Origin of the sequence: Natrinema salsiterrestre, assembly GCF_029502005.1 — an archaeon.
Classification (GTDB): domain Archaea; phylum Halobacteriota; class Halobacteria; order Halobacteriales; family Natrialbaceae; genus Natrinema; species Natrinema salsiterrestre.
Window position 1 is genome coordinate 364,719 of sequence record NZ_JAMQOT010000001.1, and the last position, 16,810, is coordinate 381,528.

The window sequence follows — 16,810 nt, forward strand, 5'->3', positions numbered from 1 at the left end:
ATCACTCTCTCAGTGAGAGGGGAGCGAGGGTCGCGAACAGAGCCTCCTCCGTCCGAACGACCTCGCTTCCCTGATCCGGAACCGTATTCAGCCAGAGGTCGAACCCCGGATCGGCAGTGGGTTCGACGTCGTCATCGGCCGCGTCGTCCCGGTTGGACGACGGTTCGACTGCGTCGTCCCCGCTGGACGACGCGTCGACGGCCGATGCCTCGATTCCGAGGATAGCCGGCAGCCCTCTCTCGGGCGCGCCGAAGGCGACGGTCATCCCGTCGCGCTGGACGCGTCCGGCCAGCGTCTCGAGCCGCCCGACGGTGAGTTCCTCACCGAATCGGGAGGCCGCGATGCGAACGCCGGCGTCCTCACGGCCGAGTGCTGCCCGCAGGTCCGTCTGCTCGATCGAAAGCCCCGGAAGGGGAACGTCTTCGAGCTTCGCCCGGACCGGTCGTCGCGAAGAGATCCTGACGGTCACGCGCTCCCCCTCCTCGACCGCCATGTTCGGCGGTACGTTGAGGGAGATCGGGTGTTGCAGTCCGCAATTGACCCGGACGCGCCCTTCAGGTCCGACCTCGGTCACGATTCCTTGTCTTGACGACCCCGAACCGGTAGATTCGGAGCCGGTCTGTGACATGGCACGGAGCGGCGGCAGGATGCCCGCGTACTCCAGTTCGTCTCGCATCCCCCACGCCTCGTTGCGGAGGTACGGGGGCGTTGCGGCGTACCGCAACACGGTGCTGACGAACCCACCGTCGAACTGCCCGGTTTCGCCCTCCCGATCGGGATAGACGACCAGGCGATCGGCCCGGAAGATCGTCGCCGCGCGGGCGACGTATCCGAGTTTCCGGGTTGCCTCGCGTTTGTCTTCGGCTTCCCGACTGATCGACGACGGCACGAGTACGCTGACAGTCATGCCGAGACGCTTCGGCGCCGCGTCACTAGACTGTAGCGATGTATTGCGGAGAGGGTCTTAAAAGAATAGCGGATTCGACCCCGGCTGTCAACGGCTCACACTCCCGAATTCGTGCCGAACAGACACACACTCAATCACGGTAACTTGTCACAGTCCCTCGTGAGAACGAGTGGTGTACAGGGGTGAAAATCGGCGTGACGTGTCGCCTCGAGTACGCGAAAATCGCCATGCTGCAGCATGCCGATGCCGGACCGATTCGCAACCCTTATACATCCGTCCGGCAGTAGGTATGAGTGCAGCAGGGCGCTGGTAGTGTAGTGGTATCACGTGACCTTGCCATGGTCACAACCTGGGTTCAAATCCCAGCCAGCGCACTTCTACGGCGAACAATTCCGGCGAGCACCGCGTAGCGTGTGCTCGCCATCCGTGAGCCGTAACGTCGTCCTGGATTTGAACGAGAGAAGTCGCAGCCTCGAGCGAACGAAGTGAGCGAGCAGGACCGTCTCCGCGTTGTTCAAATTCCAGCCAGCGCATTTCTCCGAACACAATATCACGAGCGTTGCGCGGCAACGCGAGTATTCGTATGCAGAGAAATCGAATCTGGATTTGAATCAGGCCAGTCTCGCGCAGCGAAGCGAGCACGTCTGGCTGTAGTTCAAATCCCAGCCAGCACGTTTTCGAGACCTGACAGCGGGGGTGTAGGGCGACGCTACGAATCACGGATCAGCGAACAATCGAGCCGTGATCAGAGAATCGCGCCTCGAGAGCCGCCGAGCGACCGAGCTAGTCGATTGTGACGACTTCCGGCCCGGCCTCCGACTGCCCGCCCTCGTCGGCGAGGTCCTCGAGCGCGAGCTGCAGGTTCCACTTGTTGGCCTTCCAGAACGCGTCGAAGATCACGCCGAGGACGGGGACGGAACCGATAACGGCGTCGACGCCGATGTTCGCGAGCATGCGGAGCAGCGTCGACTGGGAGACGCCCTGTCGAGCGGACTCGACGACGAGGTACAGCGAGACGACTGCCGCAGCGGTGTCGCCGGCCCCCGGGAGGATCCCGACGATCGGATCGAGCCCCACCTTGAAATCCGTTCCCGGGACTCGAACGCCTTCGTCGAGGGCGTGTGCGACGACGCGCATGCGATCGATCGCCGCTTCGTCGACGGCGGCGGGGAGGTCCTCGAGGGCCTCGAGCTCCGAACTGAGATCGTCTCCTGAGTTAGTAGCCATGCATGATCTATAGTTGCGCGCGTGAATAAGCCCGCGGGCGGCCGTGGCAAGCGGTCGAACGACCGGCTACTGTCCGTTCCGATCAGCATCGCAGAGACTCAACCGCGGAGATACGTGAGAGGAGGCTAGCAATCTATTATTGCGTCCGCAAAGTCCGTGTTGTCGCGAATGTCCACGATACGGAGACGTCGACGAGTGGACGACGGTCCGGAAGCGGCCGCGCAGCGAGTATTTGAGAAACGCGTCTAGCCTCGCGGTGAATTTCACGTACGTGTATTCTTAGCGGTTGCGAGCGGCTTTTATACCGTGAGTAACTACGTTCTAATACACGATTGAACGATCAGATATAGCAATGCAGACGGAACTCTCACCCGCAGACGGCACGAACGACCTCCAGTACGACCAGCCAAACGACCGCTACGTGTTCCACCACGACGCCGACGGAACCGCGACGATCACCACGACGATCGTCCACGCTCTCGCGTCGATCGCGGACACCGACGTCTCGCAGGGGGAGTTCTCCCTGTACGACAGCGTCGATCCGGACGCGCTCGACCGCATCTTCAGCCAGAAGGCGGACGGCTCCGACCGCACCGGTGGTCACATCGCCTTTACCGCCCTCGAACACGAGGTGTACGTCTACGCGAACGGCGACGTCATCATCTACCCGCCCGCAGAGACGCCCCGAGCGCCGACCGCGAACTGAGCGCGGCCAGTCCGTCCCCCATCGTCACTGATCGTTTTTCTCCCGCGCACACCGCCGCGCCGTCAGCGTCGCGGCCGGAGACGACTCGAGTCGCCCAGCGTACTCCACCGAACGGGTCCGTATGGCACGGCTTTAGGTTCCCGGCGAGCGTCAGGGCCGGTATGACGGTAGTCGCACTACTGAGCGTCGCACCGGTAATCGAGGACAGTATGGCCGGCGAGGTCGCGAAGGCCGTCGATGCGCTCGAGGCGTACGACGTCACCTACGAGACGAACCCGATGGGAACGGTGATCGAAGCGGAGACGACCGACGAACTCTTCGCCGCCGCCCAGGCGGCACACGACGCCGTCGACGCCGACCGAGTGAGCACGGTCCTGAAAATCGACGACAAACGGACGCGGGACGTCGATGCGTCGGCGAAGGTCGACGTCGTCGAAGAGCACCTCGGTCGGCCGGCGACGAATCGGGAGTCGTAACCGCCATAGTTGTCAGACGTCGGTCAGACGCCAACGGACAAACGGTTTTACCCCGGAGACTGAATCCCGTCGCATGGAAAGTCTCAACCGAATGGCGATCGAGCTGGTCGACGAGGCCCTCGACTACGCCGAGGAGCTGAACATCGGCGGATACGACCTCGAGAACGAAGCGACGGTCCTGGACTTCGGGCTCGAGTTCGACGGCGGTATCGAGGCCGCGCTGTTGCTGACAGAGATCCAGACGGCCGGGATGGCGACGCCGAACTACGGACTGGGCGAGTTGGGCGACGCGTCGATCCCCTACGTCGAGCTCTCGACGGATCAGCCGGCGCTCTCGCTGCTGTGTTCTCAGAAGGCGGGCTGGGAGGTACTGACCGAGGACTTCGAGGGACTGGGGAGCGGCCCCGCCCGGGCGCTTGTAGCCGAGGAGGAGGAGTTCCGCCGGATCGGGTACACCGACGCCTTCGACCTGACGGCGCTGGCCATCGAAACGGAGATGGATCCGACCGAATCGGTGGCCGAGCACGTCGCCGAGCGCGCGGAGGTCGAGACGAGCAGCGTCTTCCTGCTTGCCTATCCGACCGCGAGCCTCGCGGGGAGCATTACGAACGCCGCGCGCGCCGCGGAGCTCGCGACGTTTCGACTCTCCGAACTCGGCTACGACCCGCTCGATATCGTCTCGGCGACGGGACGCGCACCGGTCGCGCCCGTCGCGGGCGACGAACGAACGGCAATTGCGCGGACGAACGACGCGATCGCCTACGGCGGGCGGGCGCATCTCACCGTGCGAGAGGACGCCGACGTCTTCGACTCGGTGCCGTCGACCGCGGCCGAAGATCACGGCCGCCCGTTTGGCGAGGTCTTCGACGATCTCGACTGGGACTTCGCGGAGGTTCCCTCGGACCTCTTCGCCCCCGCAACGGTGACGATCGACGTGATCGGCGGCCCGACGTACGTCCACGGGGAGACGGACGAGGAACTGCTCGTCGACTCCTTCGACCTGTAGTCGTGCGATTCAAGCCGGTCCCCGAACCGCCCGCGGAACGCACCGTTCTCGCGACGATCCAGCGAGCGCTCCCCGCGACCGCCGGCGACGTCGACGACTGCTGTCGGCTGCTGCTCGCGGAAACGGCCCTCGAAACGCGAGACGAGGCGGCGACGTGGCTCACCTTTCTTCGCGCCCTCGAGCTCGCGACCGAAGAGCCGGCGGGCTTTCGCCGCCGCGATGCAGGGTCCGGATCAGCACTCGATTCCGACCGGCTCCGTCGGGCGTTCCGAGCACGAGTCGACGGAGCCGACGCCGTACTCGGCGTCCTCGAGCGAGCCGACGGCCCACTGACTGCCGACGAGGTCGCAGAAGCGATCCGTAGCGAACGACGACAGTCCGGCGACCGCGATCGACGGCCGACCCGTTCGGTCGAAACGCAGCGCGAACGGATCGAGCGGCTGCTCGAGTGGGCGGCCCTGCTCGAGCTGGCCGAACAAGAGAGAGACGGATACCGGATCGCGCCCGCGCGCGAGTAGCGAAAGAAGATCGACCGGCGTTACTCGTTCGACAGGCGACCGGGGGACCACTCGCCGTCGAACGCCTCGTGAGTGTAAGGCCTGGCGTCCTCGCCGGCGTAGGTGGCGACGAGCTGGCCGTCGCCCTCGAGGTGGTACTTGTACGTGGTCAGCCCCTCGAGGCCGACGGGGCCGCGGGCGTGGATCTTTCCGGTGCTGATGCCGACTTCCGCACCGAGCCCGAACCGGTAGCCGTCGGCGAACCGGGTCGAGGCGTTGTGGAAGACGCTCGCCGAGTCGATGCTGCGCATGAAGGTGCTCGCGCGATCGGCGTCCTCGGTCACGATCGACTCGGTGTGTTTCGAGCCGTGGGTGGTGACGTGATCGATCGCCGTCTCGAGCGAGTCGACGACGCGGATCGAGACGATGAGATCGCCGTACTCGGTGTCCCAGTCGGCGTCGGTCGCCGCATCGACGTCGACGATCTCGCGGGTGGCGTCGTCGCCGCGGATCTCGACGTCGGCGGTCTCGTAGCGGTCCGCGATCGCGGGCAGGAACTCGGCGGCGACGTCCTCGTGGACCAGCAGGGTCTCGACGGCGTTGCAGACCGCGGGGTACTGGACCTTGGCGTCGTACGCGATGTCCTCGGCCATCGAGAGATCCGCCTCGTCGTCGACGTAGACGTGGCAGATCCCCTCCGTGTGGCCGAGGACGGGGATGCTCGTGTTGTCCTGAATGTAGCTCACGAACGCGGAACTGCCCCGCGGCATGAGGAGATCGATCGCGTCGTCCATCTCGAGCAGGGCGTCGACGTCCTCGCGGGCCTCGATGTGCTGGGCCCAGCCGTCGGGGACGCCGGCGTCGGCCGCCGCGTCCTCGATGATCTCGAAGAGGATTCGGTTGGAGTGCAGCGCCTCGCTGCCGCCTTTGAGGATCACCGCGTTCCCCGACTTCAGGCCGAGCGCGGCGATCTGGACGAGCGCGTCAGGGCGGGACTCGAAGACGGTTCCGACCACACCGATCGGGACGGCGACCTTGTAGAGCTCGAGGTCCTCGTCGAGCTCCCGCGCGGAGAGCGTCTTCCCCAGCGGGTCGTCCTGTCCGGCGACGCTGCGGACCATCTCCGCGATGCTCTCGATCTTCGACTTGGAGAGCTTCAGGCGATCGACGAGCGCCTGCGTGTACTCGCCCTCCTCGAGCATCCGTTCGCCCTCGGCGACGTCTTTCTCGTTCTCCGCGAGGATCTCGTCGCTTCGCGCTTCGATCGCGTCGGCGATCTCGTGAAGCGCCGCGCTCCGGTCCTCGTCTTCCAGTTTCGCGAGCTCGAGGGCCGCGGTCTGTGCCTCGTCGACGTTGCGTTCGATATCGGTCTCAGTCATCGCTCACACCGTTGATGGGGACGAATATGGTCCCCACGGGTTTGGCAGTAGCGATTTTCGCGAGCACGTCGGGCTCGGTCGACTTGGCGATGACGGCCGGCACCCCGTGCTCGCTGACGTCGCGCGCGCCTTCGACTTTCGTCTGGATACCGCCGAAGCCGTCGGTCGTGCTCTCGGAGATGATGTCCTGAACCGTATCGTAGTTGCGTCCGACCGCCTCGATGCGCTCGGCCTCGGGATTCTCTTTCGGGTTTCCGGTATAGACGCCGCCGACGTCGGTCAGCGTGACCAGCAGGTCCGCATCGACGCCCATCGTCGCCGCCGCCGAGAGCATGTCGTTGTCGCCGATCCGGAGCTCCTCGGTCGCGACGGCGTCGTTCTCGTTGATGATCGGGACGATCCCCCAGTCCAGCAGCGTCTCGACGGTGTTCCGGAAATTGGTGAATCGCTCGGGGTTCTCGAGATCGTGCTGGGTGAGGAGGAGCTGGGCCACCTCCCGGTCGTACCGGTCGAAGCTCTCGGTGTACCGGTGCATGAGAGTGCTCTGGCCGACGGTCGAGAGGGCTTGCTCCTCCTCGAGGGTCTCGCTGGCCTGTGCGACCCGACCCAGTCCGGCACCGACCGCGCCCGACGAGACGAGGATGACCTCCTTGCCCCGCGAGAGGAGGTCCTCGATGTCGTCGACCAGCTTGTCGAGTTTCGCGTCGTCGAGGTTCGACTCCTCGTCGGTCAGGGAGTTCGTCCCGGCTTTGACGATCACGCGGTCCGCGTCGGCGGCGAGCCGCCTCGCCTCCGTGACGGCCGCCTCCTCGAGCCCCTTACTCATCGTTGAATTCGGCCGCGAGTTCCGCCGACCGTTCTTCCGCTGCCTTCACTGCCTCGGCGACGTCCGCGTCGGCGTCGCTCTCCCAGAGGACCTCCATCCCTTCGATCGTCGTCCCGTTCGGCGAGCAGACGGCGTCGATCAGCTCGTCGACGCTCCGGTCCGATCGGAGGACGGTCTCGGCCGCCCCCTTGAACGTCTGGGCGGCCAGCGTCTCGGCGTCGTCGGGCTCGAGGCCGCCCTCGACGCCCGCGTCCGCCATCGCCTGAATGAGATAGAAGACGAACGCCGGGCCGCTCCCGTTGACCGCGGTCGCGATGTCCATCTCCTCTTCGTCGATCTCGGCGAACTCGCCGGCGTCGTCGAGCAGCGCTCGCACCTCGTCGGTGATGCCGTCGGTGGTCACGGCCGCGGCCATGTCACCGGTCTCGGCGGCGAGGTTCGGCATGATCCGGACGACGTTCGCGTCGGTCCGCGATTCGACGTAGTCGGTAGAGACGCCCGCAGCGATAGTGAGCAGCGTCTGCTCGGGCGAGAGATCGAGATCCTCGAGGACCGCGCCGACGATGTCCGGTTTCACCGCGAGGACGACCACGTCGGCGTCGGACGCCTCGGACACGTCCGACGTCGTGCGGTCGACGTAGTCGGCGACCCCCTCGAGGGCGTCGGGATCGAGGTCGCACGCGACTATCGTATGGTTCCCGGACCGCCAGAGGCCCTTGATCAGGGCGCTCCCCATGTTGCCACAACCGATAACGCTCGTCTGTACCATCTTGTCTAGGGTGAGGAACCGAGGGAGACATACCAACTTTGGTTTCGATCCCCCAGTCATACCGGGTGGAATCCGAGAAGCACCGAGGAGATCGCCTCGACGATCTCCTCCCAGATCGAAATTCCCGTCAGGATCTCCAACACGGTATCGAGCCCGAAAAAGACGAAGAGTCCCGCGCCGGCGAGGTGGGCCAGTCTGGCGTCGAAGCGGTGAGAGAATCGGTGGAAAAAGTAGGCGTTGGCCGCGCTCACGGGAACGATCGCGAGCATCTCGCCGACCCAGATCGCGGGGTGGGCCCCGTACTGCACCGCGAGCCCGATCGTGACGAGCTGTGTTTTGTCACCGAACTCCCCGACGGCCATCAGGGCGAAGATCGGAACGAACCCGCGGAGGTACGGCGGCACATCGTGGCCGAAGATCGAGACGTCGATCTCGTCGGCCGTCGCCGCGCCGCCGTTGGCCACCGCCGATCGCTCGCTCGTCTCGGGGGCCGACCTGACGAGCAACGCCGCAAAGAGGAGAAACAACCCCGCCGTGACCGCGTCGAGGTAGACGGGGGGTAACAGGCCCTGGATCGCCGCTCCGAAGAGGATCTCGAGGGCCGTCCAGCCGGCGAAGGCACTCGCCGCGGCGGCGACCACGATCCGAGGATCGTATCGCGTCGCCAGCCCCGCGATGATGAACTGCACCTTCTCGCCGGGGAGCACCGACAGCTGCAGGACGAACGCGGCGACGAGGATCTCGAGCCAGCCAGTCATCCGTGAAAGGTGCTGCAGGGATGCTGTCGCACAGCGATATTACCGGTCACGTCGAGGTTTAGCCGCGTCTAATGTTTATGTGTTTTCGTCTACCGGATGGGTGTCACGGGCCAAACTACGGATGTATGACCGATGAGGACGTCGAACGACGGACGATTGGTCGAGTTGGCGTGCCGGTTCGGAATCGCGTTCGAGCCGTCCCCCAATCGCGGGGCGCTCGAGTTGACCGCTATCGAATCGGCGGCCGCCTCGGGGAGAGGGACTCGAGACGAATCGCGTTCCCGGTCACCAGTCACTCCATCGGGGAGACGTCGGTCACCGTCCCCACGCCCTTGCTGCGGCCCTCGCGGAAGACGAACTTCTGGCCTTCCTCGACGAGGTACGGGCGGAACTTGAACTCGACGGTGGTCTTGCCGGTGTCGCCCGGCAGCAGCCGACCGTCTTCGGGGTAGAACGCGGCGGCCTCGCCGATCGTCTCGAGGTGGACGACCGGCTCGTACCCCTCCCCGATTCGGGTGGGGTGGTTGAGCACCATGACTTCGGCCTCGAACTCGCGGATCGGTTCGGGGTCGGCGTCGCGGGGGAGCAAGACCATGCCGCGCTCGATCGCGCTCTCCTGAATTCCCTTCAACGCGATGCCGACGATCCGGCCCGCCTGGGCCTTGTCGACCCGATGGTAGTGCATCTCGATCGAGCGGACCTCGACCTCCTGAAATCGCCCGTCGGACATCGGCCCGATCAGGAGTTCGTCGCCGGCCTCGACCTCACCGGCCATCACGGTCCCCGACGCGACCGCGCCGACGCCCGTGACCGAGTAGCTCCGATCGACGTACATCCGGAACTCGCCGGTGTCCCGGGAGGTCTTGGGCAGCCGATCGAACAGTTCGTCCAGCGTCTCGAGGCCGTCCATCGTGATCGCACTGGTTTCGACGATGGGGACCACCCGCTCGCTGATCTCCTCGACGGCGGCGTCGATGCCGTGACGGGAAACCCGCAACGGTGACTTGTCGACGTCGCGGAGGAGCCGTTCGACCTCGCGTTCGACCTCCTCGACGCGCTCCTCGTCGACGGTGTCGGTCTTCGTGATCGCGACGATCGTCGGGAGATCGGTGGCGAGCAGGACGCCGAGGTGCTCCCGCGTCGTTCGCGTCGGCCCGTCGTCGGCGGCGACGACCAGCAGCCCGTAGTCGAGTTTCTGCCCGACCAGCCCGCGGATCGTCGTTCGGAGCCACGGCTCGTGGCCGACGGTGTCGACGAACGAGACGAGCCGATCGGCTTCCTGCACGACCTCCGCCCGGTCGGATTTGCGATTCGGATTCCGGACCCGGACCGGTCCCTCGTCGTCGAAGCCGTAGACGGCGTAGGACAGATCGGCGGAGAGGCCCCGCTCGACCTCGTGGGGCTGGACGTCGAGGAACGCGCGGGTCGCGCCGTCCCCGTCGTCGGGCTTGCCCGTCACGAGCGATCCGACGAGCGTACTCTTGCCGTGGTCGACGTGGCCCGCCGTCCCGACGACGACGTGTTCGTCGTCAGTCTCGAGGACGCCGCCCTCGCGAACCTGCGCGACTCCTACCAGTCCCTCGTTGATCCCCCACGTCTGGACGTCTTCGATATGTGCGTCGGCCTCCTCGGCCAGCAGGGAGAGAACGTCCATCGTCTCGGAGAAGGTGTCGGGATCGACGCCGGCGAGCCCGCCGTCGTCGGTGACGCCGACGACGTACGTCGCCTCGCCGTCGCCCGAGAGGAGTCGATGTCGGAGTTGCGCGGCCAGGCTCTCCCGTCGTCCACCCTCGAGGTGGACGTCTCGCGACAATCGTTCCTTGAATTCGACGTTGCCACCGTCCTGTTCGCCACGGTCCAGGGCTCGCTCGAGGAGAGCCCGGTCACGGCTCATACGCGCTGGTAGTTGGGCACATGGCAAAAGCCTTCCCGTATATTGATATCATGTGTCACGATTCGTCCGTCGTATCGCGGAAAAATACGCCGTTACCCGCTCTTCCGCGTTCCTGAAAAAAGCGGCTCGTCGGCGCGGTCGCTCGGTTCGGTCTCGAGTTCAGAGCCGACCGTCGACCCGAACGCGCCGGGCTCGCTTTCAAGCCCTTCGAGTCCGTACCCCGAGGTATGAGCGTCAGTGGCCTCTGTCAGATCTGTGAATCCCGTCCGGCCCAGGAGCAGTGCTCGAACTGCGGGACGCTCGCTTGCGAGGTCCACTTCAAGGAGACCGTGGATCTCTGTGCCGATTGTGCCTCGCAAGCACAGCCGGGGCCGGGGAACGACGACGTAGAGATCAACCGGTTCTAGCCGATCCGGGACGGCACAGCCCAGTGGAGACCGTGACATCGATTCGCGATCTGCTCGGCGACGCACTCGGCATCGGCGAGACGTATCGCCTCCGACTCGAGGAACGCGACGGCCGGCTCGTCGCCGACCATCCGTGGGATGCCAGCCCGATGGATATCGCCGTCGTCGAGGGGCTGGATCGACTCGAGGAGCGACCGCCGGCGGAGCCGGTCGCGGTCGAGATCATCGATCGGGTGATCGGTGACCGGATCGCCGGACGGGTCGTCGACACCGATCCGACTCGCGCGATGGACGCCGACGATCGCGCGTCGGACCGCTAACGTCGATACCGATTGAGCCGCTTTTTGAGTCGCTTCGCGGCCTGCCCGCTCGCGCTCGCGAACTCCTCGCCGTCGTTTTCACCGGCGAAAATGATTCCGCGCGATGAGTTGATCAGGCCGACGCCGTCGGCCAGCCCGTGCTCCACGGCCGCCTCGGCGTCACCGCCCTGCGCTCCGATGCCGGGAACGAGGAAGGGGAGATCGGACACCTGCTCGCGCAGCTCCTCGAGCTCCTCGGGCTGGGTCGCGCCGACGACGAGCCCGACGTTGTCGTTCTCGTTCCAGAGATCCGCCAGCGCCGCGACTCGTTCGTAGACCGGTTCGCCCGTCTCGAGTTCGAGGTCCTGGATATCGGCTCCGCCCGGGTTCGATGTCCGACAGAGAACGAAGACGCCGGACTCCTCGTCCGCCAGAAACGGCTGCAGGGAGTCTCGGCCCATATAGGGGTTGACCGTGATCGCGTCGGCCGTCTCGAGCAACTGTGCGTACTGGCGGGTCGTGTTGCCGATGTCGGCGCGCTTGGCGTCCAGCAGGACCGGGACGTCCTTGCCGTGAGCGTAGGCGATCGTTTCCTCGAGGGCGCGCCAGCCGTCGGGATCCTCGTAGAAGGCCGCGTTGGGCTTGAAAACGGCGGCGTGTTCGTGGGTCGCGTCGATGATGCGGCGGTTGAACGCCCACCGCGGGAGGTCGTACTCCCGGAGGTGCTCGGGGAGACGCGACGGGTCTGGATCGAGGCCGACCGAGACCACGCTGTCGACCGTTCGGATGCGGTCGTGCAAGCGGTCGAAGAAGTTCATGCCGGGAGTGACCTCCCGACGGTCGAAAAGGTTGCTATCTTTACGCAGCGAGAGATCTCGCCGTGTACGGTGAGGAGGACGGGACACCGTCTGCGGAGACGATTCGCCGCCGAGTCGATCCGTCCGATCGGTCATCGACCGTGAGGGTTGCGAACAGTGGTCGTTCCAAATTCTTTAGACGGCAACTACTTCATTCGGATCGTGATCGGGTACCGCATGGGAATTCGACAGGACGCGGTGTCGCTTTCGCGTCGGCTCCGCGAACGGGTCCGGTCGGCGGTCAGGGACTCCGGAGACGGACGGGAAGACCGAACGGACCCCGAGGACGACACGGGATCCGCGGTCGAATCGAGCGGCAACCTCTTCCAGTGTTCTCGATGCAGTGCCGTCTACATCGCCGCCGAGAAGCACGTCTGTCCCCACTGTGAGACCGAAGTAGACCAGGTTCGGTCGACCCTGGCGTGTAACGACCGATAGCCGACCGCTCTCGACCGTCGGTACAATCGTTTCCGAACCGGTCGCTCACTCGGACGGCTCGAGGACTTCGATCAGGTTCCCCTCGGGATCGCGGAGGAACATGATCGTCGTCCCGCTCTCGGTCGTCCGGGGCTCGCTGATCGTCGGGACGTCCTCGGGGAGGGCCTCCGCGAACGCCTCGAGATCGGCGACCGAGAGACCGACGTGCGTCGCGCCCGGTTGGTTGAGTCCCGCCGGGGGAGATCCCCTCGCTTCGGGCTCGTACTCGACGAGTTCGATCCGTGCCCCGTCGGCCTCGAGGTGTGCGAAGTCCGCGCTCGCACCCTCGACGTCGACGGCGTCGGCGAAGGCCTCGCCGCCGACGCTGAACCGGTTCGCAACGGCGAGTCCGAGGACGTCCCGGTAGAAGGCGAGCGTCTCCTCGAGATCCGAGACGGTGATACCGACGTGATGTGCGCTGAGATCTGCCATCGTCGAGTGGTACGAGCGGGCGGGAAAAACGCTTCCGTCTGTCGGTCGTCCGAACAGGTCGGTTTCGCGTCGTCACCCCGCTCCTCGTCCGCGAGCTACTCCGCCGAGAGGTCGGGCAGTCCCGCTTCGATCTCGCCGCGTCGGTCTTCCAACCACTCGGGGAGGACGAGGCGCTCGCCGAGTTCCTCGAGGTCCTCGTCGACCGTGTATCCCGGCTCCTCGGTCGCGAACTCGAAGAGCACGCCGCCGTGTTCGCGGACGTAGACGGACTCGAACCACTTCCGATCGATGATCTCGGTCGGCCGGAGCCCCTGTCCGGAGAGGACGTCGCGCCACTCGGACTGCTCGTCCGCAGTCGTCTGGAACGCCACGTGATGGACGGTCCCGGCGCCAGGTTGGCCGCGAGGGGCCTGCGGTTCCTCCAGAATGTCGACGACGTAGCCGAGGTCGCCGCTGCTCTCGTATCGGCGGCGGCTCCCGTCCTCGTCAGTCTGGCTGTACCCCATCGCCCTCAAAACTTCCTCCGTCGGCCCGGCCGTCGCCAGCGACAGCGTCACGCCGAAGAAGCCCCGAATCGCGTGCTCATCCGGAACCGACCCTTCGGGCGGGTCGCCGGCGGGCGCATCGGACCGGGCGACGAGCTCGAGCGGGAGTCCGTCGGGGTCCTCGAACGAAATGACGGTGTCGCCGAACCGCTCGTGTTCTTCGGCGTCGACGCCGGCGTCCGCGAGGCGATCCGTCCAGAACTCGACCGCGTCTTCCGGGATCAGGAAGGTGACCGCGCTCGCCTGTCCCGTGCCGACCTGTCCCTGCCGGGCGTCGGGATAGGGGAAGAACGTCATGCTCGTTCCGGGGCTCCCGCCGTGATCGCCGTAGAACAGGTGATAGACCGAGACGTCGTCCTGATTGACGCTTCGCTTTACCAGCCGAAGGCCGAGCGTCTCGGTGTAGAACTCGAGGTTACGGCGGGGATCGCTGCCGATGGCGGTCACGTGGTGGATGCCGGGAATGGCTGCTGGCATGCGGGAACGTACGGACTTCGGTCGGAATAATCCCGGGGCCGGACCCGCAACCGACCCTTCAGTCATCCCGGGGCCGGACCCGCAACCGACCCTTCAGTCATCCCGGGGCCGGACCCGCAGCCGCCGACTCGAACGTCGGTCAGCCCCCAGCGAGGAACTCGCGGAGGCGGTCGCCGTAGGCGTCCGGCCGGTCGGCCATGACCCAGTGGTTCGCGTCGTCCAGCCCGACGAGTTCCGTGTCGGCGATGTCCTCGTCCAGCCGCTCGGCGTAGGAGATCGGCTGGAACTCGTCGTCGGCACCCCACAGCAGGAGCGTTCGGGCCGTAATCTCGCTCGGGTCGATCTCGGTCGTGTGACTCGTGTTCGTCCCGATCGCGTTTCGCGAGACCGAAACGACCGCCTCCTCGGAGTCCCAGGGGGCGAGCATCCCCTCGACGAACGCCTCGTCGGGCTCGCCGGCCAGGGTATCCCGAAAGAGCCCCTCGAGCATCTCCTGCAGATCGTCGGGACTCATCCCATCGATCGTCGACGGCAGCCCGAGGTCGACGATCGTCTGAATCGGCCACGAGTCGTAACAGACGCCGTTCGAGAGCACGAGCGTCTCGACCGCATCGGGGTTGTGTGCGGCGTAGCGGAGCCCCACGCCACCGCCGAGATCGTGTCCGACGAACGTGATCGTCTCGAGCCCCAGTTCCTCGAGCAGGCCGTCGATCATGGCCTCCTGGGCCCGGATCGATCGGTCGAAGCCGTCGTGCATCGCCGAGTTCCCGTAGCCGACCATATCCGGCGCTATGACCCTGTACTCGTCCGAAAGAGGCGGTGCGACCTCGCGAAAGAGGAACGACGACGTCGGAATGCCGTGGCAGAACACCACCGGGTCGCCGTCGCCGTCGTCGTAGTAGGCCACCTCGAGTTCGTGATCGTCCACGGTAACGGTCGTCTTCTCCTGACCGTCGGACCAGGTTTCGTACTCCATGCCGTGTCGCGCTGCCACGCCGGTGTCAATAGAGGTTGGCGTCGGTCGGAATTCGGACGTATTCGCGGCGATCGTCGGTCGGGCGGATCCGACCGATCGGATCACGCCCGCGCGTCTCGAGTCTCCGCCCTCGCAAACAGGTCGTCGTTGAGCGAGTAGACGTGCTGTCTGGCGTCGGAAAACGAGATCTGCGAGTCGACGAGGTCGTGTTCCTCGAGTCGCTTCAGTGCGTACCGGACCGTTCGGGTGGGGAGCATGGTTTCCGTCGCGAGCCGTGACTGCGTGAGCGCGCCCTCGTGTGCGAGGACCGTCAGCACGAGTTTGGCGCTCGGCGGCGTGTCGTCGACGGCGTCCGGGGCTGTGTCCGCGGTGAGAACGACCTGATCACTCATGTATCGATTCTCTCGCCACGGATCGGCTTGAATGACTCTCGGCAATGCACGGGCCTCGCACAGCCGCGGCTGAACTCGAGCCACAACGGCAGCAGTAGCGGTATCTCGAGGACCGCGCTAGACGCCGAGTGCGTCCGCGAGCTCGTGAATCGACTCGACGGTCAGGTCCGGCCGACCGGCGACCGGCTCCCACGGCCGCCCCTTCCGGTCGACCCATGTACCCTGCATGCCGGCGTGCTTGGCTCCCGTGACGTCGTACCAGCCGGCGGTGGCGTGGACGATCTCGTCGATCGGCGTCCCGGTTCTGGCGGCCGCGTGGCGGTAGAGTTCGGCGGCGGGTTTGAACGTCTCCACCTCGTCGGCGCTGATCGAATCCGCGAGGAGGTCCCCGATGTCGGCGTGGGCGATCATCGACGAGAGCATATCCGGATCGCCGTTCGAGACGACGTAACAGTCGTAGCCGCCTTCTCGGAGTCGCTCGATCCCGTCGCGGACGTCGTCGAAGACCTCGAGTTCGTGGTAGACCGCCAAGATCTCGTCGCGCTCGTCGGCAGTGACGTCGGCGTCGAACACGTCCAGCGCGTACCGGAGCGCGTCCCGATTCATTTCATAGAACGGCTGGTAGGCGTCGAGGAAATTCGCGACGAGCGTGTACTCGAGCGAACGGAGCCGCCACAGGGTCGACACCGGCTCGGGGTCGTCGACGCGATCCGCGAGGGCCTGCGCGGCCGCATCGACGTCGACGATGGTACTGTAGGAGTCGAACGTGACCGTCGTGACGCGGTCGGGGTCGAATGGCATTCGGTTGGAACGACAGGGCGAGTCGCAATAGTTCTCGGCCGATCGTCTCGAGGAACCGCGGCCTATCATCAAGGGATGTAGCTGTAAGCACGGAACGAGATACCCGGCTGGCGAGAGCGCAGTGGCTCGCGAAACGAGGACGACCGAATCGGTCGAACGAGGGTTACTCGCCGAACGGGTCCTCGTAGTCGTTGCGGATGAAGTACCGGACCCAGTTGCCGTAGGTACGGTCGGCGGGGTGGTCCGCGACCTGTTCGAATCGAACTGTTCCCGCCGCATCGATGACGTACACGCCCGCGATACCGGTGAGGCCGTGACTGGTTTCCTCGGTACCGCTGTACTGGTCGGCGACCTCGCCGTTCGGATCGGCCAGCAGTTGAATCTCGAGATCGTAGCGGTCGCGCATCTCCGTGACTCGTGCCAGCGGATCGGTCACGACCGGCAGGACGTCGACGTCCTCGTTGAACCAGAGGTCGTAAGACACCTCGCTGAACGTCTGGAGCTGTTCCGCACAGAAGCTACACCAGTGTCCGCGGTTGACGAGGACGACGGCCGGCCCGTCCTCGAGCCGATCGGAGAGCGAGATCTCGTCGCCAGCGGTGCTCTGAAGCGTGAAGTCCGGCGCTCGTTCGCCTTCTAATCCCATACGCACAGGAGGGCCTTCAGTGGGGTATGTCTGTGGGCTGCCTGTGGAAGCACGAG

General features: G+C 65.6%; 21 protein-coding genes and 1 tRNA gene. 8 read left to right on the forward strand and 14 right to left on the reverse strand.

Going from position 1 to position 16,810, the window contains the following annotated elements; genetic code table 11:
- Position 1 precedes the first annotated feature (1 nt).
- Complete coding sequence (locus NDI89_RS01810; RefSeq protein ID WP_277519790.1) at positions 2-907, reverse strand: RNA methyltransferase; 906 nt, start codon at positions 905-907, stop codon at positions 2-4.
- A 303-nt stretch (positions 908-1,210) separates the two neighbouring features.
- Between NDI89_RS01810 and NDI89_RS01815 the strand changes: the two genes are divergently transcribed.
- Positions 1,211-1,281, forward strand: a tRNA-Gly gene (locus tag NDI89_RS01815).
- A 409-nt stretch (positions 1,282-1,690) separates the two neighbouring features.
- On the opposite strand, the gene NDI89_RS01820 is transcribed toward NDI89_RS01815, so the two are convergent.
- Positions 1,691-2,134, reverse strand: coding sequence for a DUF4112 domain-containing protein (locus NDI89_RS01820; RefSeq protein ID WP_277519791.1), 444 nt, complete (start codon positions 2,132-2,134; stop codon positions 1,691-1,693).
- A 352-nt stretch (positions 2,135-2,486) separates the two neighbouring features.
- On the opposite strand from NDI89_RS01820, the gene NDI89_RS01825 reads away from it, so the two are divergent.
- The 4 genes from NDI89_RS01825 (at position 2,487) to NDI89_RS01840 (ending at position 4,840) form a co-directional block, all read left to right on the forward strand.
- Positions 2,487-2,840, forward strand: coding sequence for a HalOD1 output domain-containing protein (locus tag NDI89_RS01825; protein ID WP_277519792.1), 354 nt, complete (start codon positions 2,487-2,489; stop codon positions 2,838-2,840).
- A 161-nt stretch (positions 2,841-3,001) separates the two neighbouring features.
- Positions 3,002-3,316, forward strand: a complete 315-nt coding sequence (locus tag NDI89_RS01830; protein ID WP_277519793.1) for an MTH1187 family thiamine-binding protein — start codon at positions 3,002-3,004, stop codon at positions 3,314-3,316.
- 73 nt (positions 3,317-3,389) lie between these two features.
- Positions 3,390-4,322 carry a methenyltetrahydromethanopterin cyclohydrolase gene (gene mch / locus NDI89_RS01835; RefSeq protein ID WP_277519794.1) on the forward strand — a complete coding sequence of 311 codons (933 nt, stop codon included), beginning with the start codon at positions 3,390-3,392 and terminating at the stop codon, positions 4,320-4,322.
- A 2-nt stretch (positions 4,323-4,324) separates the two neighbouring features.
- Positions 4,325-4,840 (forward strand): double winged helix-containing putative transcriptional regulator, encoded by a 516-nt coding sequence (locus tag NDI89_RS01840; protein WP_277519795.1) that lies wholly within the window; start codon positions 4,325-4,327, stop codon positions 4,838-4,840.
- A 20-nt stretch (positions 4,841-4,860) separates the two neighbouring features.
- Here NDI89_RS01840 and NDI89_RS01845 read toward each other — a convergent pair whose 3' ends face one another.
- The 5 genes from NDI89_RS01845 to NDI89_RS01865 all read right to left on the reverse strand — a co-directional run bounded on the left by NDI89_RS01845 (position 4,861) and on the right by NDI89_RS01865 (position 10,445).
- The gene (locus NDI89_RS01845; protein ID WP_277519796.1) at positions 4,861-6,198 is read right to left on the reverse strand and encodes a glutamate-5-semialdehyde dehydrogenase; all 1,338 of its coding nucleotides are present in this window, start codon (positions 6,196-6,198) and stop codon (positions 4,861-4,863) included.
- The gene (proB, locus tag NDI89_RS01850; RefSeq protein ID WP_277519797.1) at positions 6,191-7,024 is read right to left on the reverse strand and encodes a glutamate 5-kinase; all 834 of its coding nucleotides are present in this window, start codon (positions 7,022-7,024) and stop codon (positions 6,191-6,193) included. Before proB ends, NDI89_RS01845 begins: the two co-directional genes overlap by 8 nt.
- Positions 7,017-7,793 (reverse strand): pyrroline-5-carboxylate reductase, encoded by a 777-nt coding sequence (gene proC, locus NDI89_RS01855; protein WP_277519798.1) that lies wholly within the window; start codon positions 7,791-7,793, stop codon positions 7,017-7,019. The genes proB and proC overlap by 8 nt, the downstream gene beginning before the upstream one ends.
- Positions 7,794-7,849: 56 nt before the next feature.
- On the reverse strand, positions 7,850-8,551 hold the full coding sequence (locus NDI89_RS01860) for a TMEM165/GDT1 family protein (protein WP_277519799.1): 702 nt from the start codon (positions 8,549-8,551) through the stop codon (positions 7,850-7,852).
- Positions 8,552-8,843: 292 nt separating this feature from the next.
- Complete coding sequence (locus NDI89_RS01865) at positions 8,844-10,445, reverse strand: GTPBP1 family GTP-binding protein (protein ID WP_277519800.1); 1,602 nt, start codon at positions 10,443-10,445, stop codon at positions 8,844-8,846.
- Between the two features lie 227 nt (positions 10,446-10,672).
- Between NDI89_RS01865 and NDI89_RS01870 the strand changes: the two genes are divergently transcribed.
- Positions 10,673-10,852, forward strand: coding sequence for a hypothetical protein (locus NDI89_RS01870; RefSeq protein ID WP_277519801.1), 180 nt, complete (start codon positions 10,673-10,675; stop codon positions 10,850-10,852).
- A gap of 32 nt (positions 10,853-10,884) precedes the next feature.
- Entirely contained in the window at positions 10,885-11,172 is a 288-nt protein-coding gene (locus NDI89_RS01875) for a hypothetical protein (protein WP_277520492.1), read from the forward strand.
- On the opposite strand, the gene pyrF is transcribed toward NDI89_RS01875, so the two are convergent.
- Complete coding sequence (gene pyrF, locus NDI89_RS01880) at positions 11,169-11,969, reverse strand: orotidine-5'-phosphate decarboxylase (protein WP_277519802.1); 801 nt, start codon at positions 11,967-11,969, stop codon at positions 11,169-11,171. The genes NDI89_RS01875 and pyrF overlap by 4 nt on opposite strands.
- 216 nt (positions 11,970-12,185) lie before the next feature.
- Between pyrF and NDI89_RS01885 the strand changes: the two genes are divergently transcribed.
- The gene (locus tag NDI89_RS01885; RefSeq protein WP_277519803.1) at positions 12,186-12,446 is read left to right on the forward strand and encodes a hypothetical protein; all 261 of its coding nucleotides are present in this window, start codon (positions 12,186-12,188) and stop codon (positions 12,444-12,446) included.
- A 45-nt stretch (positions 12,447-12,491) separates the two neighbouring features.
- Here the strand turns inward: NDI89_RS01885 and NDI89_RS01890 are convergent, their stop codons facing one another.
- From NDI89_RS01890 to NDI89_RS01915, 6 genes are all read right to left on the reverse strand, one after another.
- Complete coding sequence (locus NDI89_RS01890; RefSeq protein WP_277519804.1) at positions 12,492-12,917, reverse strand: VOC family protein; 426 nt, start codon at positions 12,915-12,917, stop codon at positions 12,492-12,494.
- A gap of 95 nt (positions 12,918-13,012) precedes the next feature.
- Positions 13,013-13,939 carry a ring-cleaving dioxygenase gene (locus tag NDI89_RS01895; RefSeq protein ID WP_277519805.1) on the reverse strand — a complete coding sequence of 309 codons (927 nt, stop codon included), beginning with the start codon at positions 13,937-13,939 and terminating at the stop codon, positions 13,013-13,015.
- A 139-nt stretch (positions 13,940-14,078) separates the two neighbouring features.
- A complete protein-coding gene (locus NDI89_RS01900; protein WP_277519806.1) occupies positions 14,079-14,915 on the reverse strand; it encodes an alpha/beta fold hydrolase in 837 nt (278 codons plus the stop codon).
- A 101-nt stretch (positions 14,916-15,016) separates the two neighbouring features.
- On the reverse strand, positions 15,017-15,307 hold the full coding sequence (locus tag NDI89_RS01905; protein ID WP_277519807.1) for a MarR family transcriptional regulator: 291 nt from the start codon (positions 15,305-15,307) through the stop codon (positions 15,017-15,019).
- 117 nt (positions 15,308-15,424) lie between these two features.
- Complete coding sequence (locus tag NDI89_RS01910; RefSeq protein WP_277519808.1) at positions 15,425-16,108, reverse strand: haloacid dehalogenase type II; 684 nt, start codon at positions 16,106-16,108, stop codon at positions 15,425-15,427.
- Between the two features lie 163 nt (positions 16,109-16,271).
- Complete coding sequence (locus NDI89_RS01915) at positions 16,272-16,754, reverse strand: peroxiredoxin family protein (RefSeq protein WP_277519809.1); 483 nt, start codon at positions 16,752-16,754, stop codon at positions 16,272-16,274.
- Positions 16,755-16,810: the final 56 nt, after the last annotated feature.